The sequence below is a fragment of the Cupriavidus sp. 01T418 genome, from assembly GCF_056398885.1.
The window spans coordinates 1-25,437 of sequence record NZ_JBFTQG010000032.1 but is presented as its reverse complement, the minus strand read 5'-3'; the positions used below and the strand labels follow the sequence as shown (position 1 = coordinate 25,437).

Here is a 25,437-nt window from a genome sequence, read left to right as displayed (position 1 = left end):
GAATCGATGATGTCCCGTTTGGTCCCTTCGAAGCTGATCGCCGGTGGCCTGGCCCTGGCCGCGCTCGGCGCAGGTCCCGCCTTTGCCGCCAAGGATGCCGTGATGGCGGTGTATTCCACCTTCACCACGCTCGACCCGTACGATGCCAACGACACGCTGTCGCAAGCCGCCGCCAAGTCCTTCTACCAGGGCCTGTTCGGCTTCGACAAGGATATGAAGCTGGTCAACGTGCTGGCCGAGAGCTACGAAGCCAGCAAGGATGGCCTGACCTACACCATCAAGCTGAAGAAGAACGTCAAGTTCCACGACGGCACCACGTTCGATGCCGCCGCCGTCAAGGCCAACCTCGACCGCGTCACCAACCCGGCCAACAAGCTCAAGCGCTACACGCTGTTCAACCGCGTGGCCAAGACCGAAGTGATCGACGCCAACACCGTCAAGGTCACGCTCAAGGAGCCGTTCTCGCCCTTCATCAACGTGCTGGCCCACCCGTCCGCCGTGATGATCTCGCCCGCCGCGCTGCAGAAGTACGGCAAGGACATCGCCTTCCACCCGGTCGGCACCGGCCCCTTCGAGTTCGTCGAATGGAAGCAGCCCGATTACCTGAAGGGCAAGAAGTTTGCCGGATTCTGGAAGACCGGCTATCCCAGGATCGACACCATCACCTGGAAGCCGGTGGTGGACAACAACACCCGCGCCGCCATCATGCAGACCGGCGAAGCGGACTTTGCCTTCAGCATTCCGTTCGAACAGGCGGCCGTGCTCAAGGGCAATCCMAAGGTGGACCTGATCGCCTCGCCGTCGATCATCCAGCGCTACCTGACCATGAACACCATGGTCAAACCGTTCAACGACCCGAAGGTGCGCCAGGCCATCAACTACGCCATCAACAAGGAAGCGCTGGCCAAGGTGGCCTTTGCCGGCTACGCCACGCCGTCTGACGGCGTGGTGCCCGCGGGCGTGGACTACGCCGAGAAGCTGGGCCCGTGGCCGTACGACCCGGCCAAGGCACGCGCGCTGCTCAAGGAAGCCGGCTACCCGAACGGCTTCGAGACCACGCTGTGGTCCGCGTATAACCACACCACCGCGCAGAAGGTGATCCAGTTCGTGCAGCAGCAGTTGCAGCAGGTCGGCATCAAGGCGCAGGTGCAGGCGCTCGAAGCCGGCCAGCGCGTCGAGCGGGTGGAGAGCGTGCAGAAGGCGGAAGACGCCGGCGTGCGCATTTACTACACCGGCTGGTCGTCGTCGACCGGTGAATCCGACTGGGCACTGCGTCCGCTGCTGGCTTCCGAGGCCATGCCGCCCAAGCTGATGAATACGGCGTACTACAAGAACGACCATGTCGATGCCGATATCGCCGATGCCCTGCGTACCACCGACCGTGGCGAGAAGGCTCGTCTGTACAAGGACGCGCAGGAGCGCATCTGGAAGGATGCGCCGTGGGCCTTCCTGGTGACGGAAAAGGTGCTGTTTGCACGCAGCAAGCGCCTGACCGGCGCCTACGTGATGCCCGACGGTTCGTTCAACTTCGACGACATCGATATCAAGCAGTAAGCGGTTCGGCGTGACGCGTGGCGCGTCCCGGCAGCAGGCGCCACGCTCTCTCAGCCATCGCTTGGCGGTAAAGCGCAGTAAGCCGTGCAAGGCCGCCTGTCCACAGATGCGGGGGCAGGGCAGGCGGCCCGCGGTCTCCAATCATCCGGTGCTCCATGCTGAATTACTTTCTTAAACGATTCCTGGGCGTGATCCCCACATTGCTGATCGTGGCAGTGCTGGTGTTCCTGTTCGTCCACCTGTTGCCCGGCGATCCCGCCCGGCTCGCGGCCGGCCCCGAGGCCGACCAGGCCACGGTGGAACTGGTGCGCCGCGATCTCGGCCTGGACAAGCCGCTGCCCGAGCAGTTCGTGAAATACTTCTCGAACGCCCTGCGCTGGGAGTTCGGCAATTCGCTGCGCACCAAGCGCCCGGTCAGCGAGGAAATCGGCGACCGCTTCAAGCCGACGCTGTACCTGACGCTGGCGTCGATGATGTGGGCGGTAATCTTCGGCATGGTGATCGGGATCAGCTCGGCGGTATGGCGCAATCGCTGGCCCGACCGCCTCGGCATGACGCTGGCGGTGTCGGGTATTTCCTTTCCCGCCTTTGCTCTGGGCATGCTGCTGATGGAAGTGTTCTCGGTGCAACTGGGCTGGTTGCCGTCGATCGGTGCGGATTCCTGGAAGCACTACATCCTGCCGTCGATCACGCTGGGCGCCGCGGTGGCCGCCGTGATGGCCCGTTTTACCCGCGCTTCCTTTGTCGAGGTGCTGAATGAGGATTTCGTGCGCACCGCGCGCGCCAAGGGCGTGGGCGAGTTCCTGGTGGTGGCCAAGCACTGCCTGCGCAATGCCATGATTCCCGTGGTGACCATGATGGGCCTGCAGTTCGGCTTCCTGCTGGGCGGCTCGATCGTGGTGGAGAAGGTGTTCAACTGGCCCGGCCTTGGACGCCTGCTGGTGGACGCGGTCGAGATGCGCGACTACCCGGTCATCCAGGCCGAGGTACTGCTGTTCTCGCTCGAGTTCATCCTGATCAACCTGGTGGTCGACGTGCTGTACACCGTCATCAACCCCGCCATTCGCTACAAGTAAGAGAGGCCGGCATGACCCAGCTTTCCACGCCTGTCAACGGCGATGCCGTCGAGGCCGCAGCCATCGCGCAAGAGGCCGTGCGCACGCCCTGGACCGAGTTCTGGCGCAAATTCCGCAAGCAGCACCTGGCGCTGGGCGCCGGCGTATTCGTGCTGCTGCTGGTGGCGGTGGCGATCTTCGCGCCGCACCTGGTGCCCTACGACCCGGAGAATTTCTTCGACTACGACGCGCTCAATGCCGGCCCCTCCGCCGCGCACTGGTTCGGCGTGGATTCGCTCGGGCGCGATATCTTCAGCCGCATCCTGGCCGGCGCCCGCATCTCGCTGGCGGCCGGTTTCTTCTCGGTCATCATCGGCGCCATCGTCGGCACCGTGCTTGGCCTGCTGGCCGGCTACTACGAGGGCTGGTGGGACCGCATCGTGATGCGTATCTCGGACGTGCTGTTTGCCTTCCCCGGCATCCTGCTGGCGATCGGCATCGTCGCCATCCTCGGCAACGGCATGACCAATGTGATCTTCGCGGTGGCGGTGTTCAGCATCCCGGCCTTTGCCCGCCTGGTGCGGGGCAATACGCTGATGCTCAAGCGCCTGACCTATGTGGAAGCGGCGCGCAGCATCGGCGCGTCCGACTTCACCATCCTGATGCGGCATATCCTGCCGGGCACCATTTCGTCCATCGTGGTGTATTTCTCGATGCGCATCGGCACCTCCATCATCACCGCCGCCAGCCTGTCCTTCCTTGGGCTGGGCGCGCAGCCGCCCACGCCGGAGTGGGGCGCCATGCTCAATGAGGCGCGCGCCGACATGGTGACCGCGCCGCACGTGGCGATCTTCCCCAGCCTGGCGATCTTCCTGACCGTGCTGGCCTTCAACCTGCTGGGCGACGGCCTGCGCGACGCGCTGGATCCGAAGATCGACCGCCGCTGACGACGCAAGGAACGCACGCACATGTCCGAACGCATGCCGCACATGCCGCATATCGGCGGGTTGCCAGCCGGCGCGCGCAACAGCATCACCGACGTGCCGGGCGTGACGGTCGGTCACTGCACGCTGGCCGACGGCGCTTGCCAGACCGGCGTGACGGTGGTGCTGCCGCACGGCGGCAACCTGTTCACCGCCAAGGTGCCGGCCGCCGCGACCGTGCTCAACGGCTTCGGCAAGAGCGTGGGCCTGGTGCAGGTGGAAGAGCTCGGCGTGCTGGAGACGCCCATCGCGCTGAGCAATACCTTTGCCGTGGGCGCGCTTGCGCAGGCGCAGATCCGCCAGGCCATTGCGGCCAATCCGGAGATCGGCCGGGCCTGGCCCACGGTCAACCCGCTGGTGTTCGAGTGCAACGACGGCTACCTCAACGACATCCAGGCGATGGCGGTACGGGAAATGCATTACACGGATGCCTGCGCCGCGGCCGGCGCCGACTTCGCGCAGGGCGCGGTCGGGGCAGGGCGCGGGATGTCGTCGTTCGGGCTGAAGGGCGGCATCGGCTCCGCTTCGCGCCAGGTGGGCGAACACCATGTGGGCGCGCTGGTGCAGGCGAACTTCGGTACCATGCCCACCTTCACCGTGGCCGGCACGCGCATCGGCGGCCTGCTGTCCGAGCGGCTGCAGGCGCATACACAGGCGCAAGTGGAATCCGGCCCGGAAAAAGGCTCGATCATCATGATCCTGGCCACCGACGCGCCGGTCGACGCCCGGCAATTGCGCCGCCTGTCGCTGCGCGCGGGCGCGGGCCTGGCGCGCACAGGCTCGGTGTTCGGCCACGGCTCGGGCGATATCGCGCTCGCTTTCTCTACCGCCTACACCGTGCCCCAGCAAGCCGACGCACCCATGCCGGCCCTGGCCATGCTGCATGAGACGCGGCTCGATGCGCTGTTCCACGCCGCCGCCGACAGCATCGAGCAGGCCATCCTGCATGCGCTGTGGCAGGCCGAAACCGTGCAAGGCCGCGATGGCCACCAGCGCGTCGCACTGCGCGAACTGATGCCCGGCCTGCCGCAATGGCTGCAGCGCTCCGGCACCGACGAACCGAATCTCCCTCATCCATGAAGATCCTGATTTCCGCCGACATCGAAGGCGTAGCCGGCGTTTTCCATCCCGAGCAGACGCGTGCCGGCAACGGCGAGTACGAACGCGCCCGCGCCTGGATGACGGCGGAGGCCAATGCGGCCGTGCAGGGCGCCTTGGCCGGCGGCGCCACCGATGTGCTGGTCAACGACTCCCACGGCGGTTTCCGCAACCTGCTGCCCGACCAGCTCGACCCGCGTGCGCGCCTGGTGCTGGGCAAGCCGCGCTACCTCGGCATGATGGCCGGCGTGCAGGGCTGCGATGGCGTCTTCATGATCGGCTACCACGGCCGCGCGCAGAGCCGCGGCATCCTGGCCCACACCATCAACAGCGGCGCGTTCGCGCGCATCTGGCTCAACGGACAGGAGCTGGGCGAGGCCGGGCTGTATGGCGCGCTGGCGGGCGAATTCGGCGTGCCGGTGCTGATGGCCAGCGGTGACGATGTCTTCGTCAATGAAACCCGCCCGCTGATGTCCTGGGTGCGCTATGTGCAGACCAAGGAGGCCAGTGGCAACGGCAGCGGCACCACGCTGTCGCCTGCCGCCTCCCGCGAGGCCATCGCCGCTGCCGCCGAACTCGCGGTGCGCAATGCGCACGGGCGCCCCCTGAAGCTGGAAGGGCCGATCCGTTGCCGTCTGCAGACCCAGAGCCCGGCGTTCGCCGACCTGTTCTGCCAGTGGCCCACGCTGGAACGCGAGGATGGCGTCACGCTGGTGTTCGAGGCCGCCTCGGTGCAGGCGGCCGTGCGCATGCTGAACTGCCTGTCGGCGATGTCATTCATGCTGAAGTAGGGCGTTGCCTGGCCTGCATGGCCGGCGCTGGCGCGATGGTGGACAATAGCGGGTGGCACGCCCTGGGCGGCGGGCCACCGGCAGTATCCACGGGCAACAGGCAAACGCAGGCAAACGCAGGCAAACGCAGATTCATGATCGCAGTCAACGACGGGAGCTGGACCCCCGTACGCAAGGATTTCGTCGAACCCGGCACGCGTTGCCGGCAGCATGTCGGCCGTGGCCGGCATCACGGCTTCGGCAACGGCCAGGCCTATATCCTGCGTGACGCACAGGGTCACGAGCACCCCTTCGGCGAGGCCTGCGCGCGTGCCGTGCTGGCCTCGCCGGGCCTGCTCGACCTCGTTCCCGACTACACGGAGCGAGATGCGGGCCAACCCGTGCCAGAACCGACTGACGCGGACAACGACGAGTTCGAGGCACCTACCCCCGCAGTGAAGCGGGCGCGAGCCGTTGCCGCTGGCGCGCGTGGCGGCCAGGCCGGCGACGCCGCGCTGCGGCGCGCGGCCGCCATCCGCTACCTGGTCCTGCGCATGGAAAAGGTGGCCAGCGTGCCGCGCGTGCAGCCGACCGTGCGCTTCCCGGCACTGGAAGAGGCCTATCGGGCCTATATGGAAAGCGGCGAATTGCCGGATGCCCAAGTCAAGCGCATTCTTGCCATCGAGCGCAGCGCGACCACGCCGCCCAAGCTCAAGTGCATCAACCTGCTCGATGTCTACACCGCCCACGTCAAGCTGGAGCGCGTGATCAAGGATTCCAACCGGCTGGAGCAACGCAGGTTCCTGCGCAGCATCCATGACTGGCTGGCGCGCCACCTGGTACTGTCCGCCGCACAGATCGCCGCCGCCGGGATCGAGATGCATCCGCATGCCTTCCGCTCCCTGCTGCCGCGCGAGGCCGCACCGGCGGACCCCAGGGACGGCAAGGGCGGCAAGGGCTAGCTGTCCGGCTGCGGGTGGCTTCCGATGGCATTGTCGGGCAAGTTGGCGTTCAATAGGGGCACCTTCACCCCTCGCCAAGCGCGAAACTTGCTGTCATGTCCTTGCACACCAGCTTTTCCCGCAGCTATGCCGAAGCCAGGCAAAAATTTCGCAATGCCGCGCACGCCGCCGGCGCCGCGCTGACCGATTTTCCCCATCCCACCAAACGTGGCAGCGAAGGCGAGGAACTGGCCATGGACGTGGCGTGGGTCGGCGACGCCGGGGCCAGGCGCTTCCTGCTGCTGACTTCGGGCATGCATGGCGTGGAGGGTTTCTGCGGCTCCGGTGCGCAGGTCGCCATGCTGGGCGATGGGGCGTTGCTGCAAGCATGCGCCGATGCCGGCGTGGCGCTGCTGCTGGTGCATGCGGTCAATCCCTACGGCTTCTCGCATATGCGGCGCGTCAACGAGGACAACGTCGACCTCAACCGCAATTTCATGGATTTCACCCGGCCGCTGCCGGAGAACGCGCCATATGCCGAGGTGGCGCCGATGCTGCTGCCCGTGCAATGGCCACCCTCCGGGGCCGACCAGGCAAGGCTGATGAAGGCTGCGGCGGAAAAGGGAATGGCCTGGTACCAGGCGGCGGTGAGCGCCGGGCAGTACGACGCGCCGGAAGGCCTGTTCTTCGGCGGCCACAAGGCGACGTGGAGCAACTACACGTTGCGCCGCATCCTGGCACGCTTCGGCACCGGACGCGAGGCCTTGCGCTGGATCGACCTGCACACCGGCCTGGGGCCGTGGGGCTATGGCGAGCCGATTTACATGGGGCCGGACCGTGCGGAGCAGATCGACAAGGCGCGCGCGATCTGGGGCGGCAATGTCACTTCGATCTACGACGGCTCGTCGGCTTCGGCCAATCTCCACGGCATGGCCTGGGTGGCGGTGCCGCAGACGTTGCCGGCGCTGGACTACAGCGGTATTGCGCTGGAGTTTGGCACTTTGCCGGTTCCCGAGGTGCTGGAGGCGCTGCGTGGCGACCATTGGCTGCATCTGCATCCGGAGGCGGACGAGGGGCAGCGGAATCTGATCAGGCAGGCGATGTGGCATGCGTTCTATGGCGATGCCGATGACTGGCGCGAGAGCGTGGTGGCGCAGGTGCGCGAGGCGCTGGTAAAGGGGCTGGCCGGCTGGTAGCGCTGGCGGCTGAACGCATGCAGCAAGGGCCGGAGGATTCCGGCCCTTGCTGCATTTACGCGCCTGCCAGGAGGCTGGACTCAGCCCGGCAGCGCCTCATAGGTCAGCAGGAACACCTGCTCTTCGCCGGCGCTGACCGGCAGCCAGACGATCTCCAGGTCTGGGAATGCCGCTTCCACATTGGCATGCTCGTTGCCGATCTCTACCACCAGCGCGCCACCCGGATTCAAATGGGCCTTGGCGCCGGCGATGATGCGCCGGACCACGTCCATGCCGTCGTCGCCACCGGCCAGGGCAATGCGCGGCTCGGCCTGGTATTCGGCCGGCAGCGCTTGCATGGAGCGCTCGTTGACGTAGGGCGGGTTGGTGAGGATCACATCATATCTGGCGCCGGCCGGCAGGGGTGCGTACAGGTCGCCCTCGTACAGGCTGATGCGGTCTTCCATCTTGTAGTCCGCCACGTTGCGGCGGGCCACCGCCAGCGCGTCCGGCGAGATGTCGACTGCGTCGATGCGGGCCTTCGGCCAGACGTGCGCGGCGATGATGGGCAGGCAGCCGGAGCCGGTGCACAGTTCCAGCACCGGGCCGATTCCGGCGCTGTCGCCGACCCAGGGTTCCAGTCCTTCATGCAGCAGTTCACCAACGAAGCTGCGCGGCACGATCACGCGCGCGTCCACGTAAAAGCGCAGGCCATGCATGAAGGCTTCGTTGGTGATGTAGGCCGCGGGCACACGCTCGGTGACGCGGCGCTCGATGACCTTCAGCACGGCGTCGACTTCCTCGGGCAGCAGGCGCGCGTCGAGGAAGGGGTCGAGCGTGTCAAGCGGGAGGTGCAGCGTATGCAGTGTCAGGTAGGCCGCTTCGTCGTAGGCATTGGCGCTGCCATGGCCAAAGGACAGCTTGGCTTGCGTGAAGCGCGAGACCGCGTAGCGCAGCAGGTCGCGCACGGTGAGCAGGGGAGAGGAGGTGGCCATGAGCTCTTTCTTGTTACGCGGCGCGGTCAGGCGATCAGCCGTTCCAGCACACCGCGGTAAATGTTTTTCAGGGGTTCGATAAAGCGCACTTCCACGTGCTCGTCGATCTTGTGGATGCTGGCATTGGGCGGCCCGAACTCGATCACCTGCGGGCAGATCCTGGCGATAAAGCGGCCATCGGAGGTGCCACCGGTGGTGGACAGTTCGGCCTTGACGCCCGTTTCCGCAGCGATGGCAGCGGCCAGCGCTTCGGAGAGATCGCCGCGCGCGGTCAGGAAGGGCTCGCCGCCCAGGGTCCAGGCCAGGTCGTAGTCGAACTGGTGGCGGTCCAGGATGGCATGCACCCGTGCCTTCAGGCCTTCGGGCGTACTGGCGGTGGAAAAGCGGAAATTGAAGTCGATGGCGACCTGGCCCGGGATCACATTGGTGGCGCCCGTGCCGGCATGGATATTCGACATCTGCCAGCTGGTGGCGGGGAAGTACTCGTTGCCTTCGTCCCAGCGCTCGCCCACCAGTTCGGCCAGCGCGGGCGCGGCCAGGTGGGTGGGGTTCTTCGCCAGGTGCGGGTAGGCGATATGGCCTTGCACGCCCTTCACGATGAGCTTGCCCGAGAGCGAGCCGCGGCGGCCGTTCTTGACCATGTCGCCCAGCGTGTCGACCGAGGTGGGCTCGCCCACCACGCAGTAATCGAGCCGCTCGCCGCGCGCCTGCAGCGCTTCGACCACCTTGACGGTGCCGTCATGCGCGGGGCCTTCCTCGTCGCTGGTGATCAGGAAGGCGATCGAGCCGGCGTGGTCCGGATGGGCCTTGACGAATTCTTCCACCGCCACCACGAAGCCGGCGATCGAGGTCTTCATGTCGGCGGCGCCGCGGCCGTACAGCTTGCCGTCGCGGTGCGAAGGCTGGAAGGGGTCGGAGCCCCATTGCTCCAGCGGGCCGGTGGGCACCACGTCGGTATGGCCGGCAAAGGCCAGCAGCTTGCCGTCCTGGCCGCGCGTGCCGCGCTTGACGGCCCACAGGTTGGTCACGCGGAAATCGTCCGGGCCGCTGACGATGGCTTCGCAGGCAAAGCCGAGCGCCTTCAGGCGGGTTTCCAGCACGGCCTGGCAGCCTTCATCGGCGGGCGTGACGGAGCGGCGGCGGATCAGGTCTTCGGTGAGGGCGAGGGTGGCGGTCATGAGAGGAATCAATGGGTCCAGCGGACTTCGATGTGGGGCCCGGCTGCAGGCGCCTGGCCTGTAGAACCGGCTGTTTGCTCCCCTCTCCCGCTTGCGGGAGAAGGGCCGGGGGAGAGCGCGGGCGCTGGCAACGGCGACGCGCTACGCACTTCGCCCGGCTTGCCGAGCCAGCACAGTCAAAAAATACTGGCGTAATTATCCGGCGAAAACCCCACGCTGACACTGCGCTTGTGCGCCAGCACCGGCCGCTTGATCAGCGACGGGCTTTGCTGCATCAGCGCGATCGCGCCGGCTTCCTGCCCGGCGCTGGCCTTGTCGGCATCCGACAGCGCGCGCCAGGTGGTGCCCTTGCGGTTGAGCAGGGTGGTCAGCGGCACATGCGCGAGCCAGCCGCGCAGCATGGCTTCGTCCACGCCTTGCTTCTTGAAGTCGTGGAAGGTGTACGCCACGCCATTGGCTTCGAGCCAGGTACGGGCTTTCTTGACGGTATCGCAGTTGGGGATGCCGTAGAGCAGGACGGTCATGGCGGAATCGGGCCAGCCAGGGGCTAGCGCAGCAAGAGGTTGAGGGCGACCACCAGGCCGGCAAGGCCAAGCGCGAAACCGGCCATGGCCACCGCCGTCATCAGGCGCAGCCGGCGCTCCAGCCGAGCGGCCTCGCGCCGCAGGGCCTCGATGGTGATGGCGTGTTGCTCGGCCAGCAGCTTGACGGCCTCGGCCTGCTGCATGGCGGCGTTTTCCAGGTCGGCGATGCGGGCCGCCGCATCGCGCGAGTCCGGGCCTGGCGCGTCGGTGCCATCGTCCTTGCGCTTGCCTTTCCTGATCTTCTCGATGGTCTTGTTGGCCTGTTCGAGGATGGTGGGCAACAGCGAGAGAACGGTGGTGACGGTGGTAGGGTCCAGGGCCATGAGTCGCTTGCGAAGGGCGGGCCAGCGCAGGCCGGCGGCGGCGCCCGGGGAACGGGCACCGTGGGGAAGCTGGGGACGGGGAGCGTTGGCAGCGTTAGCGTTCTGATCCGGCATTCCGGTTCAGACCGGCCGCGCATGCGCGCGGTTCCGGGCGGAGCGTGCTCCCCTTTTTGCTGCCGGCGGAATCAGTCGCCGCGCAGCAGGTCGTTCAGGCTGGTCTTGGCGCGGGTCTGCGCATCCACCTTCTTGACGATCACGGCGCAGTACAGGCTGTACTTGCCATCCTTGGACGGCAGGTTGCCCGCCACCACCACCGAGCCGGCCGGCACGCGGCCGTAATGGATCTCGCCGGTTTCGCGGTCATAGATCTTGGTCGACTGGCCGAGGTACACGCCCATCGAGATCACCGAGTTTTCCTCGATGATCACGCCTTCCACCACTTCGGAGCGCGCGCCGATGAAGCAGTTGTCTTCGATGATGACCGGGTTGGCCTGCAGCGGCTCGAGCACGCCGCCGATGCCGACGCCGCCCGACAGGTGGACGTTCTTGCCGATCTGGGCGCAGGAACCGACGGTGGCCCAGGTGTCGACCATGGTGCCTTCATCGACGTACGCGCCGATGTTGACGTACGACGGCATCAGCACGGCGTTCCTGGCGATGAACGAACCGCGGCGGGCCACGGCCGGCGGCACCACGCGGAAGCCGCCCTTGGCGAAGTCGTCAGCGGTCCAGTTGGCGAACTTGGTCGGCACCTTGTCGTAGAACTGGGCGAAGCCGCCGGCGGACATCGGCGCGTTGTCTTCCAGGCGGAACGACAGCAGCACGGCCTTCTTGATCCACTGGTTGACGATCCATTCCTTGCCTTGCTTCTGGGCCACGCGCAGGGCGCCGCTGTCGAGCTGGCCGATCACGGCTGCCACGGCTTCGCGGATGTCGTTGGGGGCGGACTTGGGCGAGAGGCTGGCGCGGTCTTCCCATGCCTGGTCGATCAGGTCTTGCAGTGCTTGCGTCATATGCGTGTTTTCAGTGGTTGATCGTTGTCTACAACAAACTCGGTACGTGGCGCGCTGGCTCAGCCCAGCGACTTGCAGAAGGCGACGATGCGCCGCGCGCCTTCCAGGCATTCCCCGGGCGTGGCCACCAGTGCCATGCGCACCCGGTTGGCGCCCGGGTTGATGCCGTCGGCCTCGCGCGCCAGGTAGCTGCCCGGCAGCACCGTGACATTCTGCTCGGCCAGCAGCCGGGCGGCGAATCCGGTATCCGACAGGCCGGTGCGCGAGACATCCGCCCACAGGTAGAAGCCGGCATCGGGCAGCGCCACGTCCAGCACCTCGGCCAGCATCGGCGTGACCTCGGCGAACTTGCGCGCATAGGCCGCGCGATTGTCGCGCACATGGGCCTCGTCGTTCCAGGCCGCCACACTGGCTGCCTGCACCGCCGGGTTCATGGCGCCGCCGTGATAGGTACGGTATAACAGGAATTTCTTCAGCAGGGTGGCATCGCCGGCCACAAAGCCCGAGCGCAGGCCGGGCACATTGGAGCGCTTGGACAGGCTGGAGAACATCACAAGGCGCTCGAAGGGATGGGCGCCCTCGGCGCGGCCCAGCTTATGCGCCGCTTCCAGCGCGCCCAGCGGCGGCTCGCCCTCCTTGAAATAGATTTCCGAGTAACACTCGTCCGAGGCGATCACGAAGCCGTGGCGGTCGGACAGCGCGAACAGCTCGCGCCAGTCTTCCAGCGACAGCACGGCGCCGGTCGGGTTGCCCGGGGAGCACACGTAGACCAGTTGCACCCTGGCCCAGGTATCGGCCGGGATGCGGTCGAAGGCCGGGGCGAAATTACGCGCCGGGTCGCTGTTGGCAAACACCGGCGTGGCGCCGGCCAGCAGCGCCGCGCCTTCGTAGATCTGGTAGAACGGGTTGGGGCAGAGCACCAGCGCGCCAGGCTGGCCGGCGTCGATCACGGTCTGGGCAAAGGCGAACAGCGCCTCGCGCGAGCCGGTCACCGGCAGCACCTCGGTGGCGGCATTGACCGCCGGCAGGCCGTAGCGGCGTTGGAGCCACGCGGCAATGCACTGTCGTAGTGCATCGGATCCGGCCGTTGTGGGATAATTCGCCAGCCCCGCCAGGGCGTCCGACAGCGCCGTCTTGATGAATTCAGGTGTGGGATGCTTGGGTTCGCCAATGCCGAAGCTGATCGCGGGCAACGCACCGTTCGGTTTGACGTCAGCCAGCATCACGCGCAGTTTTTCGAACGGATAGGGCTGGAGCAGGTCGAGGCGGGGATTCACGGTCAGGTTCAGGCCGGTAGGGCCAAGCTCAAAGCCGGTCATTATAAAGGATTGCCGGGCTTTCCCGTGCGCCGCAAGGGCCCGCAGCGTGGCCCGTGTCTCGACGATTTTCCAATACCGTACACCGACAAGCTGCCCGGTTGGCAGCCTTACCTCGCTTTCATGAGCAATTTGCCTGCCCCTTCCACGGCCCCGGCCAGTGCCGAGCCGCATGTCTTCAAATCCACCTTTTCCATCCTGATGGGCGCCTCGGTCTGGGGCATCGCCTGGTTTCCGTACCGGCTGCTGGCCGGCTGGGGACTGGGCGGCATGACGGCGGCGGCGCTGGTGAGCGCCATGGCCGCGCTGATTGCGCTGCTGGCCTTCGCCCGCCACCTGGGCGGCCTGCGCTGGTCCTGGCTGTTCCTTGCGATCGGGCTTGCGGCCGGCGTGACCAATGCCGGGTTCGTATGGGGCAGCGTCAACGGCCATGTGATGCGGGTCTTGCTGCTGTTCTACCTGACGCCGGTGTGGACGGCCCTGTTCGCCCGCGCTTTCCTGGGCGAAAAGCTGTCGGCGGCCGGCTTGCTGCTGGTGGGGCTGGCGCTGTCCGGCGCGGGCCTGATGCTGTGGACGCCGGAAGTCGGCCTGCCGCTGCCGACGCATGCCGCCGAATGGTCCGGCCTGATTGGCGGCATGGGCTTCGCCGTGAACAACGTGCTGTCGCGCCGGGCTGGCCAGCGCTATCCGGAAATGGACGCGCGCCTGCGCACCGTGATGGTCTACCTGGGCTGCACCGCGGTCAGCTTGCCCTGCGCGCTCTGGCTCGAGCCGGGCGGCGTCGCGCTGGCGCCGGCGATCGGCTGGGGCGGCCTGGTGCTGATGCTGGGCCTGGCCGCCACCCTGGTGCTGAGCAATTCGGTGGTCCAGTACGGGCTGCAGCGCCTTCCGGCCAACCGGGTATCGCTGCTGATGCTGTTCGAGATCGTGATCGCGGCGGTCTCGTCGTGGTGGCTGGCAACCGAGACGCTGAGCTGGAAGGAAGCCGCCGGTGGCCTGTGCATCGTGGCGGCCGGTGCTTTGTCCGGGCTGGTGTACCGCACCAGGGCACATTGCGAGACCGGCGAGGCGGGGGCGGGCGGCCAGGCGCTGCAGCCTCAGTGATCCCGGTAATCCCGCTAGTTCAATAACTTCAATAACTTCAATAATTTCAATAAAGCATCACCCGCGAGACCACCGCCACCAGCGGCTTGCGAATGGCCCGCTCGACACCGGCGTGCAGGTGCAGCGGGCGCAGCAGCATCTTGACCGTCATCTCGATCGGCAGGTTGCGCCGGATAACCGCGCTGACCCTGGAATTGAGCTTGCGCACGTCTTTCTGCGGAATTTGCTCGGTGCCGCGCTCGATGCGCAGCACGTTGCGCAGTGCGATCTCCGCGTCTTCGTTCTTGATTTCCAGCAAGCGGCGCACCAGCGCGCCCAGCACGCGCAGGCGGCCAAGCTGTTCCACCCCGTTGAAGTGGTTGAAATAGCGGTAGAAGTGCTTGTAGTGGCGCACTTCGTCGTCGGCGATGCGGCGCGTCAGGTTGCGCAGTACCGGTTCGTTGCTGGCCTGCTCCAGCGAGCGGTAGAGCGCCGCGGTGCCGGTTTCGACGACACACCGGGCCGCCATTTCAAGTGCCTCGGACGGCTCAAAATTGTCCGACGAGCAGGTGTGGCGGTATTCCTCGAAGAAGCGCGCGTAACCGCGCTCCCAGTCGAACTCCGGCCAGACATGTTCGACGTAGCGGCGCAGGGCCAGGCCATGCTGGAGTTCCTCGGCCTCCCAGTGTTCGGACAGCCAGCCGGAGGCTTCCGGATGGGCGGCGTAATAGCTTGCCAGGTTGCCGGCATACGTGTCCGAGCCGCTCTCGACAAAGGAGGCGGACACCAGCAGGTAGAACAATTCGCGATCGGGCCGTACGTGGGCGATGTCGATCCCCTGGTAGTCGATCTGGTCGAGAGACCAGGGCAGCGCTTTCGCCACAGGGTCGGCGGCCTGACCGGGCCAGCTTTCGTGTGATGTCGCCGGTGTGAAGGCGGTCATGCTGAACACTCCCAGAAGAGTCGCGAAGCAGGTTTCACGTTGAACCGAACAGACCAGTGCGCCAGCTTCGGGGTGAAGCGCGCAATGGGCATCAAGGATCACGCTGACAATGGAGAGACTAGCATTAACCCTTGGAAGTTTCCTGAAGTGTTCATCTAGTGGCGTCTCGGTGGTTTCCTTTCAGGCGGGATGAGCCCTGCGCGTCAAGCGCAGGGCCGCCCGGAGTGTAGGACGGGAGGGCGGAAAAAGTGCATTGGAAATGGCTTGCACATCCCAGGGAAATGGCTCGCGCTAAGCCCGGAAAGCGCCCGGACGCGGAAGGCGCGATGGTATGATTAGCGCCAACTATCGGGCACAAGAGCCAGGCATGGGGCGCAAGCGGCACGCGTCGCCCCGCTTCGCGTTGGGGCCCGGCTTCCTGAACGCTGCATTACGCTAGATACCCCACGACCAACCGTGCGACTGTCCTCGATCAAGCTGGCGGGCTTCAAGTCCTTCGTCGATCCCACCAATTTTCAAGTGCCCGGCCAACTGGTCGGCATCGTCGGTCCCAACGGCTGCGGCAAATCGAACATCATCGATGCGGTGCGCTGGGTGCTGGGCGAGTCGCGTGCCTCCGAGCTGCGCGGCGAGTCCATGCAGGACGTGATCTTCAATGGCTCCACCGCCCGCAAGCAGTCCGGGCGCGCCAGCGTCGAACTGGTGTTCGACAACCCCGAGGGGCGCGCGGGCGGGCAATGGAGCCAATATGCGGAGATCGCCGTCAAGCGGGTGCTGACCCGCGACGGCACGTCCTCCTACTACATCAATAACCAGGCCGTGCGCCGCCGCGATATCCAGGACATCTTCCTGGGCACCGGCCTGGGGCCACGCGCCTACGCCATCATCGGGCAGGGCATGATCTCGCGGATCATCGAGGCCAAGCCCGACGACATGCGGATCTTCCTGGAAGAGGCCGCCGGCGTGTCCAAGTACAAGGAACGCCGCCGCGAGACCGAAAACCGCCTGTCCGACACCCGCGAGAACCTGACCCGCGTCGAGGATATCCTGCGCGAACTCGGCGCCAACCTGGACAAGCTCGAAGGCCAGGCCGAAGTGGCCCAGCGCTTCAAGACGCTGCAGGCCGACGGCGAGGAAAAACAGCACCTGCTGTGGCTGTTGCGCAAGCGCGAAGCCCAGGCCGAGCAGGAGCGGCACACCCGCGCCATCGCGCAGGCGCAGATCGACCTGGAGGCGCAGACCGCGCAGTTGCGCCACGTCGAGGCCGAGCTGGAAACCATGCGCGCCGCGCACTATGCGGCGTCGGACAATATGCACACCGCGCAGGGCGCGCTGTACGAAGCCAATGCCGAGGTCAGCAAGCTCGAAGCCGAGATCCGCTATGTGGTGGAGTCGCGCAACCGCGTGCAGGCGCAGATCGCCGCCCTGACCGGCCAGCGCGAACAGTGGCAGGGCAAGGCCGGGCAGGCCACCGATTCCCTCGCGCAGGCCGAGGAAGAGCTGGCGGTGGCCGAAGGCCGCACCGTCGAGGCCCAGGAGGCGGTGGCGCACAAGACCGACGAGCTGCCCACGCTGGAAGCCCAGTGGCGCGATGCCCAGACGCTCTCCAACGAACAGCGCGCCAGCATCATGCAGGCCGAGCAGGCACTCAAGCTCGAAGCCGCGCAGCAGCGCAGCGCCGACCAGATGCTGCAGCAGCTGGAGCAGCGCAGGGAGCGCCTGTCCGGCGAGGAGAAAGGGCTCGACCGCCCCGATGAAATCCGCCTGGAAGAGCAGCGCGCCGAACTGGCCGAGCAGGAAGCCGTGGTGGAAGAGGCGCAGGCCATCCTGGCCGATTCCGCCGAGACCGTGCCGCGCCTGGACGCCGAGCGCCGCAGCGCGCACGAGCGCGTGCAGAGCGAAGCCGCCGCGATCGCGTCGCTGGAAGCGCGCCTGAGCGCGCTCAGGCAGCTCCAGGAAAACGTACAGACCGAAGGCAAGGTGCAGCCCTGGCTGGCCAGGCATGGCCTGGCCGAACTGCCGCGCCTGTGGAAGAAGCTCCATATCGAGCCGGGCTGGGAAAGCGCGCTGGAATCCGTGCTGCGCGAGAAGCTCGCCGCGCTGGAAGTCTCCAATCTGGACTGGGTCAAGTCCTTCCTGTCCGACGCACCGCCCGCCAAGCTGGCCTTCTACTCGCCGCCGCCGGCCGCGCGCCCGCAGGAAGTGCCTGCCGGCCTGCGCCCGCTGATGGCGCTGGTGCAGATCACCGAGCCTGGCATCCGTGCCGTGATGCAGGACTGGCTGGCCGATATCTACACCGCCACCGACATGGCCTCGGCGCTGGCGCAGCGCGCCACGCTGCCGGAAGGCGCGTCCTTCGTGGTGGCCGAGGGCCATCTGGTGGGCCGCAGTTCGGTCCAGCTCTATGCTGCCGATTCCGAGCAGGCCGGCATGCTGGCCCGCGAGCAGGAGATCGAGAACCTGCAGAAGCAGGCGCGCGCCCAGCTGCTGCTGTCCGACGAGGCCAGGAGCCAGGCGGTACGCGCCGAAGCGGCCTACACCCAGGCCAGCGCCGCGCTCACCGAGGCGCGCGGGCGCAGCGAGCAGGCCACCCGCCGCGTGCACGCGCTGCAGATGGATGTGCTCAAGCTGTCGCAGGCCATGGAGCGCTATGCCGCGCGCAGCGGGCAGATCCGCGAGGAACTGGCGGAAATCGCCGCGCAGATCGAAGAGCAGCGCGCCATCCGCGCCGAGTCCGAAGCCAGCTTCGAGCAGCACGACACCGCGCTGGCCGAGATGCAGGCCACCCACGAAGACCACCAGATGGCCTTCGAGGCGCTGGACAGCAAGCTGTCGTCGGCACGGCACCAGTTGCGCGACTTCGAGCGCGCGGCGCAGGAAGCGCTGTTCGCCGAGCGCAATCTTGTCAACCGCATCGAAGAGCTGCGCCGCAATATCCAGACCGCCGGCGACCAGACGGAACGCCTGGCCCAGTCGCTGGAAGACGCCCGCGCCGAGCTGGAAACCATCAACGAGCAGACCGCCCACACCGGCCTGCAGGACGCGCTCGAACGCCGCGCCGAGAAGGAAGAGAAGCTCGGCCTGGCCCGCACCGAACTCGACGCGCTGTCGGCGCAACTGCGCCAGTACGACGACCAGCGCCTGGCCGCCGAACGCAGCCTGCAACCGCTGCGCGACCGCATTACGGAAATGCAGCTCAAGGAACAGGCCGCACGCCTGAACCAGGAGCAGTTCAGCGAGCAACTGACCACCGCCGAGGTGGACGAGACCGCGCTGGCCGAGAAGCTGACCCCGGACCTCAAGCCGTCCTACCTGCAGGGCGAAGTCACCCGCCTGAACAATGCCATCAATGCGCTTGGGCCGGTGAACATGGCGGCGCTGGACGAACTGGCGGCGGCGCGCGAGCGCAAGACCTTCCTCGATGCGCAATCGGCCGACCTGCTCGACGCCATCACCACGCTGGAAGACGCAATCCACAAGATCGACCAGGAAACCCGCGCGATGCTGCAGGGGACCTTCGATCAGGTCAATCATCACTTCGGCGAGCTGTTCCCGTCGCTGTTCGGCGGCGGCCAGGCCAAGCTCATCATGACCGGCGATGAAATCCTCGACGCGGGCGTGCAGGTGATGGCGCAGCCGCCGGGCAAGAAGAACTCGACCATCCACCTGCTGTCCGGCGGCGAGAAGGCCCTGACCGCGATTGCGCTGGTGTTTGCCATGTTCCAGCTCAATCCTGCGCCATTCTGCCTGCTGGACGAGGTGGACGCGCCGCTTGACGATGCCAATACCGAGCGCTACGCCAATATGGTGGCGCGCATGTCGGACAAGACCCAGTTTGTTTTCATTTCCCACAATAAAATCGCAATGGAAATGGCACACCAGTTGATTGGCGTGACGATGCAGGAGCAAGGTGTTTCGCGTATCGTCGCCGTGGATATGGACGCAGCGATCTCGATGGCGGAGGCGGCATGACGCTCCAGACTGCCCTTATCGTGGCAGGCATTGTCCTGCTGCTGCTGGTCGTGGCCTACAACCAATGGCAGATCCGCAAGGCGCGCCGCCCGCGCGCGCTGCAGCCCGAAGACGACGTGCCGCCCATGCGCGAGCCGGTGGTGAGCCCGGTGGTGACGCCGGAAGTCAGCGCCAGGCTGCACGAGCCGCCCGCCGACCACCAGGTCGAGCGGCGCGAGCCCACCCTGTCCGCCTCGCCGCTGGACGCCGCGGCCGTGGCGGCCGGCATGGCCGCCAGCTCGGCGGATGCCGACGAGGCGGTAGCCGACGAAGTCGCCATCGCGGCTGCGCCGGCTTCCGGCCACGCAGCCGCGCGCAAGCCGGCGCAGGCCGAAGCAGCGCAAGCCGCGGCTGGCCAGGCGRCAGTGCATGCGGAGCGCGCCGGGCAAGCCGGGCAAGCCGAGCAAGCCGGGCACATGGACGGCGAACGCCAGGCAGCGCCACAGCAGGAAGCCGCGCCGCGCAAAGAGGCCTACGTCGAGCCCGCCGTAGCCGAAGGCCAGCCCACGCCGGCGGTGATCGATCCGCTGATCGACTGCATCGTGCCGCTGCATCTGGAGCGCAAGAGCCCGGGCGACCGCATCCTGCCGCTCACCGGCCGCCTGCGCCGGGCGGGGACCAAGCAAGTGCATATCGAGGGCCTGCGCAGCGAAGCCAATGCCTGGGAAGCCGTCACGGCCGGCCATCAGTATGAAGACCTGCAGGTGGCGGTGCAGCTCGCCAACCGGGGCGGTGCGCTCAATGCGCTGGAGTTTTCCGAGTTCGTCAATGCGGTGGAAGCGCTGGCTGAGGCGCTGGACGCCTCGGCCGAGCTGCCCGACATGACCGAGACGGTCGCCAACGGCCGCGAGCTGGATGCGTTCGCCGCGAGCTGCGATGTGCAGCTTGGCGTCAACGTGATCTCCGATGGCGCGCCTTGGTCGGCAGCCTACGTGCAGACGGTGGCGACCCAGGACGGGCTGGTGCTGTCGCGCGACGGTACCCGCTTCACCCGCTACCAGGCCGGCGCCGACGGCGTGCAGCGTGTCTTGTTCACGCTGCAGTTCGGCGACACGAACTTCCTGCGCGACGACCTCACGGCCAAGGCTGGCCGCCAGATCACGCTGCTGCTCGACGTGCCGTCCGCGGCGCAGGCGACCAAGCCGTTCAAGACAGTGTGCGAATATGGCTACAGCCTGGCGCAGCGCATGGGCGCCCAACTGGTCGACGACAATATGCGTGCGCTGAGCGAGTCGTCCTTCGTCGCCATCTTCGGCCAGCTGCAAGCGCTCTATGACAAGCTTGAGGCGCGCGGCATGCCCGCGGGCTCGCCCGTGACGCTACGTTTGTTCAGTCTCTGAAACGGCAGTAAGACAACCGATCCGGTCATTCAGCATGAGTTCCAAACGAGAAGGTGCGGCGGCGCAAGCCCCCGCACCTGCCGGCGATTCTCCCGCCGCGCGCGCCGACTGGCTGCGCGCCGAGCTGGAACGGCATAACTACCAGTATTACGTGCTCGACGCGCCGTCGGTTCCCGATGCGGAATACGACGCGCTGTTCCGCGAACTGCAGGACATCGAGGCGGCCCATCCCGAATTGCTCACGCCGGAGTCGCCCACCCAGCGCGTGGGCGGGCAGCCGCTGTCGGTCTTCGACACAGTGCGCCATGCCATTCCGATGCTCTCGCTCAACAACGCCTTCGAGGACGAAGACGTGCTGGCCTTCGACCGCCGTTGCGCGCAGGGGCTGGGGCGCACCGTGCCGGCCGAGGGCACGGCCGACCTGTTCAGCTCCGCCGACGCCGTGGAATATGCCAGCGAGCTGAAGTTCGACGGCCTGGCCATGTCCCTGCGCTATGAAGATGGCCGGCTGGTGCAGGCCGCCACGCGCGGCGACGGCGAGACCGGCGAAGACGTGACGGCCAACGTACGCACCATCAAGGCCATCCCGCTGCGTTTGCGGGGCGCCACGCCGGCGGTACTGGAAGTGCGCGGCGAGGTCTTCATGTACCGCCGCGAATTCGACAAGCTCAACGCGCGGCAGGCCGAGGCGGGGGAGAAGACCTTCGTCAATCCGCGCAATGCCGCCGCCGGCAGCCTGCGCCAGCTCGATCCGCGCATCACCGCGAAGCGTCCCCTGTCGTTCTTCGCCTACGGGCTTGGCGAGCTGCAGGGCGCGCCGCGTCCCGAATCGCACAGCGCCATGCTTGACTGGTTCGCCGAACTGGGCATGCCGGTCTGCGCCGAGCGCGCGGTAGTGCGCGGCGCCCAGGGGCTGCTGGACTTCTACCGCAGGGTGGGCGAGCGCCGCGCGGCCTTGCCGTACGACATCGACGGCGTGGTCTACAAGGTCAACGCGCTGGCCGGGCAGGAGCGGCTTGGCTTTGTGTCGCGCGCGCCGCGCTTCGCCCTGGCGCACAAGTTTCCCGCACAGGAAATGACCACGGTGGTCGAGGACATCGAAGTGCAGGTTGGGCGTACCGGCGCCATCACGCCGGTGGCGCGTCTTGCGCCGGTGTTCGTGGGCGGCGTGACGGTGACCAATGCCACGCTGCACAACGAAGACGAGATCCGGCGCAAGGACGTGCATATCGGCGATACCGTGATCGTGCGGCGCGCCGGCGACGTGATTCCGGAAGTGGTGGCGGTGGTGCCGGAGCGCCGGCCCGCCGATGCCCGTGCCTTTGTCATGCCGACCACGTGCCCGGTGTGCGGTTCGCATATCGAGAAGCTCGAAGGCGAGGTGATCGCGCGCTGTACCGGCGGGCTGATCTGCGCGGCCCAGCGCAAGCAGGCGCTGCTGCATTTCGCGCAGCGCCGTGCCATGGATATCGAAGGCCTGGGCGACAAGGTGGTCGAGCAACTGGTGGACCTGGGCATCGTGCATACGCCAGCCGACCTCTACAAGCTTGGCGTGGCCAAGCTGGCGGCGCTGGAGCGGATGGCCGACAAATCGGCCACCAACCTGGTGGCCGCCATCGAGGCCTCGCGCGGGACCACGCTCAACCGCTTTGTCTTCGCGCTGGGCATCCGCCACGTGGGCGAGGCGACGGCCAAGGACCTGGCCAGGCATTTCGGCAAGCTCGATGGCCTGCTGGCTGCCGACGAGGCTGCCCTGCTGGAGGTCAACGACGTCGGCCCGGTGGTGGCGCAGTCGATCGCCAATTTCCTCGCCGAGCCGCACAATGTGGAGGTCATCGAGCAACTGCGCGCCGCCGGCGTGCACTGGCAGGAGAGCGAGCCGGCGGCGCGCGCCGCGCCCGCGCCGCTGGCCGGCAAGACCTTCGTGCTGACCGGCACGCTGCCCACGCTGTCACGCGAGGAAGCCAAGGAAAGGCTGGAAGCCGCTGGCGCCAAGGTGGCCGGTTCGGTGTCGAAGAAGACAGACTATGTGGTGGCCGGCGCGGAAGCCGGCAGCAAACTGGAAAAGGCCGAGGCGCTCGGCGTGCCCGTGCTCGACGAAGCCGGCATGCTGGCGTTGCTGGCCGAGCTTAACCCCGGAGATCAAGCATGATCCGTGACATTCTCAAGATGGGCGATCCACGCCTGCTGCAGGTAGCGCGTCCGGTCACGCGCTTCAATACGCCGGAGTTGCGGCTCCTGGTCGACGATATGTTCGACACCATGGAACACGCCAACGGCGCTGGCCTGGCCGCGCCGCAGATCGGCGTGGACCTGCAGGTGGTGATCTTCGGCTTCGACCGCAATCCACGCTATCCGGATGCGCCGACCGTGCCCAAGACCGTGCTGATCAATCCTGAGCTGACGCCGATCGGGGCTGAGCAGGACGAGGCGTGGGAGGGGTGTTTGTCGGTGCCGGGCCTGCGCGGGGTGGTGTCTCGGTACACCCGGCTGAAGTACACCGGGTTTGACATGGAGGGTGCGCGTATCGAGCGGATTGCGGAGGATTTTCATGCGCGGGTGGTGCAGCATGAGTGCGATCACCTGCGGGGCATTCTTTATCCCATGCGCGTGCGGGACTTCACGCGCTTTGGCTTCACCGAGGTGCTGTTCCCCGACCTGCCACCCAATAGCGACGACTGACCGCGACGACTGACCGGCGCCGGCATCAGGAGACAGGACATGCAGACTTTGCGCCTTGCGCATTGCGCCTCGATCGCGCTGCTTGCGCTTGCAGCCGCGGCGCAGTTCGGTTGCGCGGCGCCAGCAGCGGACGACGTCGCTGCGCGGGCCAGGCCAATCGCGGCGCCAGCGGCCGCGGCCCCGCAGTGGCAGCGCGTCAGGCTTGGCACTGGCGCCCAGGCCTACGATTTCCCCGTCTACGCCAATCATCCGCTGGACGGCGACCTGCGTGGCATCCGCGAGGTAATCTTTGTCCAGCACGGGCTGCAGCGCAACGGCGACGATTACTTCGCAGCCGGCGCGGAACTGCTCAGGCAGACCGGGCGCAATCCCGCCGAGGTGCTGTTGCTGGCGCCCAATTTTCCCGGTACGCCGGATGCGGCCAAGGGCAAGGTGTTCGACCGCATGCCGGTGTGGAGCGTGCAGGGCTGGATGGGCGGCGAGGATGCGGTCAATCCACCGTACTCGGTCAGCTCGCTGCAGGTGCTGGACGATCTCGTGGGCATGGTGACCGACAAGACGCGTTATCCCGCGGTGACCCGCGTGACGATCGCCGGCCACTCGGGCGGCGCGCAGCTCGTGCACCGCTATGCGGTACTGAACAACGTCGACGAACGCATACGCGCGGGCGGCATCGACCTGCGCTACGTGGTGGCGAACCCTTCGTCCTATCTTTACTTCACGCCGGACCGTCCGCGCGGCAAGGGTTTTGCGCCCTATGACACGACCGTCTGCGCGGCTTACGACAAGTACCGCTACGGCATGCGCGACATGGTTCCTTATGCGCGCGGCGCAACGGGCGAGGCGTTGTTCCGCCGCTATCGGCAGCGCCAGGTGACCTACCTGGTGGGATCGGAAGACAGCGACCCCAACCATCGCGTGCTCGACAAGGCATGCGGAGCCGAAGCCGAGGGGCCGACGCGCCTGGAGCGGGCGCGCGGCTACCTGCGATACGAGCGCTATTTGGCCGCCCCGCTGGGTAGCCAGCTTCCGCCGAGCCGCCACCAGGCCTTCGAGGTGGCCGGCGTCGGCCACGACCAGGAGCGCATGCTGGGTTCGCAATGCGGGGCCCGGGCCGTATTCGGGCTGGCGGAGTCGGCCAATGCGGATGGCGCGGCCTGCCGGGCGCCGCAGCTGTGACGCGAGCGGCGTAGGGCAGGGCCCGGCAGGCCTGGTACGGCGTACTGGCGCCGGCGAGCTGGGCGCTGGCGGGGTAGCCGTGCAGACGGTATTGCGACGGCGTTCAGAACTTCTCGAACGCCCCGAGGAAGCGCCACTGGCCGACCGGCAGGTCCCCCAGCACGATGCGACCCATGCGCACGCGCTTCAGGCCCACGACCCGCAGGCCGACCTGTTCGCACATGCGGCGGATCTGCCGTTTCTTGCCTTCGCGCAGCACAAAGCGCAATTGCTCTTCATTCTGCCAGCTGACCTTGGCGGGCTTGAGCGCCTCGCCATCCAGGGACAGGCCGTGGCGCAGCTTCTCGATCAGCTCCACGGGGAAGACCTTCGAGATATCGCGCTCGACCAGGCCTTCCGGCGAATCCCAGCTCACCCGCACCAGGTATTCCTTCTCAACCGTCGAGTCTTCGCCGATCAGGTGCCGCGCGACGCGGCCATCCTGGGTCAGCACCAGCAGGCCGGTGGAGTCGATGTCGAGGCGGCCGGCGGGGGCCAGGCTCTTGCGCTGCCACGGGGCGAAGCGCTTGCGGGTGGGATCCAGTTCCCACTGGTTCTCAGGCGCGAACAGCACCGCGGCCGGCTCGTAGCCGTCTTCGGCCTGGCCGGACACGTAGCCGACGGGCTTGTGCAGCAGTACGGTCACGCGTTCGCCCTGTTCCGAGCGGGCGGCCTGGTGGATCTCGATATTGGCGTCCGGGCTGATGCGGGAGCCGAGTTCGGTGACAGGCTGGCCGTCGACCAGTACCCAGCCGCGCGGAATCCATTCATCGGCTTCGCGGCGCGAGCACAGCCCGAGTTCGGACATCCGCTTGGACAGGCGCACCAGGCCATCGGAGCTCGGCTGCGGCGCGTGCCGCACGGGCGCGACGCGCTCCGGGCCCGTGCCCTGGCCGCCGTCGTGCGAACGGCGCGGACGGTCCTGGCCTTCACCGGAACCGAAGTTGCGCGGGCGCTCGTTGTCCCCGGCGGCAACGCGGCGAGGGCGGTCCTGGCCCTCGCCGGGTGCGAAACGGCGGGGACGGTCCYGGCCTTCACCGGGACCGAAGTTGCGCGGACGATCATTGCCTTCGCCRGCAAAGCGASGGGGACGGTCCTGACCTTCGCCTGCGCCGAAACGCCGCGGACGGTCCTGGCCTTCGCCGGGTGCGAAACGGCGTGGACGGTCCTGGCCT

General features: G+C 67.1%; 21 protein-coding genes. 13 read left to right on the top strand and 8 right to left on the bottom strand.

All coding sequences use genetic code 11. From position 1 onward, the window contains the following. The first annotated feature begins 6 nt into the window (after positions 1 to 6). From gsiB to AC1DQ3_RS25200, 7 genes are all read left to right on the top strand, one after another. Complete coding sequence (gene gsiB / locus AC1DQ3_RS25230; protein WP_477122888.1) at positions 7 to 1,554, top strand: glutathione ABC transporter substrate-binding protein GsiB; 1,548 nt, start codon at positions 7 to 9, stop codon at positions 1,552 to 1,554. Between the two features lie 155 nt (positions 1,555 to 1,709). Continuing rightward, entirely contained in the window at positions 1,710 to 2,630 is a 921-nt protein-coding gene (gene gsiC, locus AC1DQ3_RS25225) for a glutathione ABC transporter permease GsiC (RefSeq protein WP_477122887.1), read from the top strand. 11 nt (positions 2,631 to 2,641) lie between these two features. Continuing rightward, on the top strand, positions 2,642 to 3,556 hold the full coding sequence (gene gsiD / locus AC1DQ3_RS25220; protein ID WP_477122886.1) for a glutathione ABC transporter permease GsiD: 915 nt from the start codon (positions 2,642 to 2,644) through the stop codon (positions 3,554 to 3,556). 21 nt (positions 3,557 to 3,577) lie between these two features. Then, the gene (locus AC1DQ3_RS25215; protein ID WP_477122885.1) at positions 3,578 to 4,672 is read left to right on the top strand and encodes a DmpA family aminopeptidase; all 1,095 of its coding nucleotides are present in this window, start codon (positions 3,578 to 3,580) and stop codon (positions 4,670 to 4,672) included. Continuing rightward, positions 4,669 to 5,481 (top strand): M55 family metallopeptidase, encoded by an 813-nt coding sequence (locus AC1DQ3_RS25210; RefSeq protein WP_477122884.1) that lies wholly within the window; start codon positions 4,669 to 4,671, stop codon positions 5,479 to 5,481. Before AC1DQ3_RS25215 ends, AC1DQ3_RS25210 begins: the two co-directional genes overlap by 4 nt. Positions 5,482 to 5,615: 134 nt before the next feature. Then, positions 5,616 to 6,422, top strand: coding sequence for a hypothetical protein (locus AC1DQ3_RS25205; RefSeq protein ID WP_477122883.1), 807 nt, complete (start codon positions 5,616 to 5,618; stop codon positions 6,420 to 6,422). 95 nt (positions 6,423 to 6,517) lie between these two features. Continuing rightward, positions 6,518 to 7,597 carry a M14 family metallopeptidase gene (locus tag AC1DQ3_RS25200; RefSeq protein WP_477122882.1) on the top strand — a complete coding sequence of 360 codons (1,080 nt, stop codon included), beginning with the start codon at positions 6,518 to 6,520 and terminating at the stop codon, positions 7,595 to 7,597. Between the two features lie 80 nt (positions 7,598 to 7,677). Here AC1DQ3_RS25200 and prmB read toward each other — a convergent pair whose 3' ends face one another. The 6 genes from prmB to dapC all read right to left on the bottom strand — a co-directional run bounded on the left by prmB (position 7,678) and on the right by dapC (position 12,946). Beyond that, the gene (gene prmB / locus AC1DQ3_RS25195; protein WP_477122881.1) at positions 7,678 to 8,571 is read right to left on the bottom strand and encodes a 50S ribosomal protein L3 N(5)-glutamine methyltransferase; all 894 of its coding nucleotides are present in this window, start codon (positions 8,569 to 8,571) and stop codon (positions 7,678 to 7,680) included. Positions 8,572 to 8,597: 26 nt separating this feature from the next. Next, a complete protein-coding gene (gene dapE, locus AC1DQ3_RS25190) occupies positions 8,598 to 9,749 on the bottom strand; it encodes a succinyl-diaminopimelate desuccinylase (RefSeq protein WP_477122880.1) in 1,152 nt (383 codons plus the stop codon). 176 nt (positions 9,750 to 9,925) lie between these two features. Further along, positions 9,926 to 10,273 (bottom strand): arsenate reductase, encoded by a 348-nt coding sequence (locus AC1DQ3_RS25185; protein WP_477122879.1) that lies wholly within the window; start codon positions 10,271 to 10,273, stop codon positions 9,926 to 9,928. Between the two features lie 23 nt (positions 10,274 to 10,296). After that, positions 10,297 to 10,656, bottom strand: coding sequence for a hypothetical protein (locus AC1DQ3_RS25180; protein ID WP_477122878.1), 360 nt, complete (start codon positions 10,654 to 10,656; stop codon positions 10,297 to 10,299). Positions 10,657 to 10,841: 185 nt separating this feature from the next. Continuing rightward, a complete protein-coding gene (dapD, locus tag AC1DQ3_RS25175) occupies positions 10,842 to 11,669 on the bottom strand; it encodes a 2,3,4,5-tetrahydropyridine-2,6-dicarboxylate N-succinyltransferase (RefSeq protein WP_477122877.1) in 828 nt (275 codons plus the stop codon). Positions 11,670 to 11,728: 59 nt separating this feature from the next. Continuing rightward, complete coding sequence (dapC, locus tag AC1DQ3_RS25170) at positions 11,729 to 12,946, bottom strand: succinyldiaminopimelate transaminase (protein WP_477122941.1); 1,218 nt, start codon at positions 12,944 to 12,946, stop codon at positions 11,729 to 11,731. A gap of 162 nt (positions 12,947 to 13,108) precedes the next feature. Between dapC and AC1DQ3_RS25165 the strand changes: the two genes are divergently transcribed. Then, positions 13,109 to 14,089 carry a DMT family transporter gene (locus tag AC1DQ3_RS25165; RefSeq protein ID WP_477122876.1) on the top strand — a complete coding sequence of 327 codons (981 nt, stop codon included), beginning with the start codon at positions 13,109 to 13,111 and terminating at the stop codon, positions 14,087 to 14,089. Positions 14,090 to 14,135: 46 nt separating this feature from the next. Here the strand turns inward: AC1DQ3_RS25165 and AC1DQ3_RS25160 are convergent, their stop codons facing one another. Beyond that, a complete protein-coding gene (locus AC1DQ3_RS25160) occupies positions 14,136 to 14,939 on the bottom strand; it encodes a ferritin-like domain-containing protein (protein WP_477122940.1) in 804 nt (267 codons plus the stop codon). 528 nt (positions 14,940 to 15,467) lie between these two features. On the opposite strand from AC1DQ3_RS25160, the gene smc reads away from it, so the two are divergent. From smc to AC1DQ3_RS25135, 5 genes are read left to right on the top strand one after another with little or no spacing between them, the layout of a single operon-like run. Then, the gene (gene smc, locus AC1DQ3_RS25155; RefSeq protein WP_477122875.1) at positions 15,468 to 18,983 is read left to right on the top strand and encodes a chromosome segregation protein SMC; all 3,516 of its coding nucleotides are present in this window, start codon (positions 15,468 to 15,470) and stop codon (positions 18,981 to 18,983) included. Beyond that, the gene (locus AC1DQ3_RS25150; protein WP_477122874.1) at positions 18,980 to 20,362 is read left to right on the top strand and encodes a cell division protein ZipA C-terminal FtsZ-binding domain-containing protein; all 1,383 of its coding nucleotides are present in this window, start codon (positions 18,980 to 18,982) and stop codon (positions 20,360 to 20,362) included. The genes smc and AC1DQ3_RS25150 overlap by 4 nt, the downstream gene beginning before the upstream one ends. Positions 20,363 to 20,396: 34 nt before the next feature. Continuing rightward, positions 20,397 to 22,514 carry an NAD-dependent DNA ligase LigA gene (ligA, locus tag AC1DQ3_RS25145; RefSeq protein WP_477122873.1) on the top strand — a complete coding sequence of 706 codons (2,118 nt, stop codon included), beginning with the start codon at positions 20,397 to 20,399 and terminating at the stop codon, positions 22,512 to 22,514. Continuing rightward, positions 22,511 to 23,044 (top strand): peptide deformylase, encoded by a 534-nt coding sequence (def, locus tag AC1DQ3_RS25140; protein WP_477122872.1) that lies wholly within the window; start codon positions 22,511 to 22,513, stop codon positions 23,042 to 23,044. Before ligA ends, def begins: the two co-directional genes overlap by 4 nt. Before the next feature lie 39 nt (positions 23,045 to 23,083). Then, the gene (locus tag AC1DQ3_RS25135) at positions 23,084 to 24,223 is read left to right on the top strand and encodes a hypothetical protein (protein WP_477122871.1); all 1,140 of its coding nucleotides are present in this window, start codon (positions 23,084 to 23,086) and stop codon (positions 24,221 to 24,223) included. Between the two features lie 103 nt (positions 24,224 to 24,326). On the opposite strand, the gene AC1DQ3_RS25130 is transcribed toward AC1DQ3_RS25135, so the two are convergent. Further along, a partial coding sequence (locus tag AC1DQ3_RS25130) for a pseudouridine synthase (protein WP_477122870.1) occupies positions 24,327 to 25,437 on the bottom strand: 1,111 nt, incomplete at its 5' end.

What these genes read in the sequence shown, in the direction of transcription:
- prmB (WP_477122881.1), bottom strand. Translation starts at nt 8,571, where the DNA reads ATGGCCACCTCCTCTCCCCTGCTCACCGTGCGCGACCTGCTGCGCTAC.
- dapE (WP_477122880.1), bottom strand. Translation starts at nt 9,749, where the DNA reads ATGACCGCCACCCTCGCCCTCACCGAAGACCTGATCCGCCGCCGCTCC.
- AC1DQ3_RS25215 (WP_477122885.1), top strand. Translation starts at nt 3,578, where the DNA reads ATGTCCGAACGCATGCCGCACATGCCGCATATCGGCGGGTTGCCAGCC.
- gsiC (WP_477122887.1), top strand. Translation starts at nt 1,710, where the DNA reads ATGCTGAATTACTTTCTTAAACGATTCCTGGGCGTGATCCCCACATTG.
- AC1DQ3_RS25165 (WP_477122876.1), top strand. Translation starts at nt 13,109, where the DNA reads ATGAGCAATTTGCCTGCCCCTTCCACGGCCCCGGCCAGTGCCGAGCCG.
- AC1DQ3_RS25200 (WP_477122882.1), top strand. Translation starts at nt 6,518, where the DNA reads ATGTCCTTGCACACCAGCTTTTCCCGCAGCTATGCCGAAGCCAGGCAA.
- def (WP_477122872.1), top strand. Translation starts at nt 22,511, where the DNA reads ATGATCCGTGACATTCTCAAGATGGGCGATCCACGCCTGCTGCAGGTA.
- AC1DQ3_RS25185 (WP_477122879.1), bottom strand. Translation starts at nt 10,273, where the DNA reads ATGACCGTCCTGCTCTACGGCATCCCCAACTGCGATACCGTCAAGAAA.
- AC1DQ3_RS25210 (WP_477122884.1), top strand. Translation starts at nt 4,669, where the DNA reads ATGAAGATCCTGATTTCCGCCGACATCGAAGGCGTAGCCGGCGTTTTC.
- ligA (WP_477122873.1), top strand. Translation starts at nt 20,397, where the DNA reads ATGAGTTCCAAACGAGAAGGTGCGGCGGCGCAAGCCCCCGCACCTGCC.
- AC1DQ3_RS25205 (WP_477122883.1), top strand. Translation starts at nt 5,616, where the DNA reads ATGATCGCAGTCAACGACGGGAGCTGGACCCCCGTACGCAAGGATTTC.
- gsiD (WP_477122886.1), top strand. Translation starts at nt 2,642, where the DNA reads ATGACCCAGCTTTCCACGCCTGTCAACGGCGATGCCGTCGAGGCCGCA.
- AC1DQ3_RS25180 (WP_477122878.1), bottom strand. Translation starts at nt 10,656, where the DNA reads ATGGCCCTGGACCCTACCACCGTCACCACCGTTCTCTCGCTGTTGCCC.
- AC1DQ3_RS25135 (WP_477122871.1), top strand. Translation starts at nt 23,084, where the DNA reads ATGCAGACTTTGCGCCTTGCGCATTGCGCCTCGATCGCGCTGCTTGCG.
- dapD (WP_477122877.1), bottom strand. Translation starts at nt 11,669, where the DNA reads ATGACGCAAGCACTGCAAGACCTGATCGACCAGGCATGGGAAGACCGC.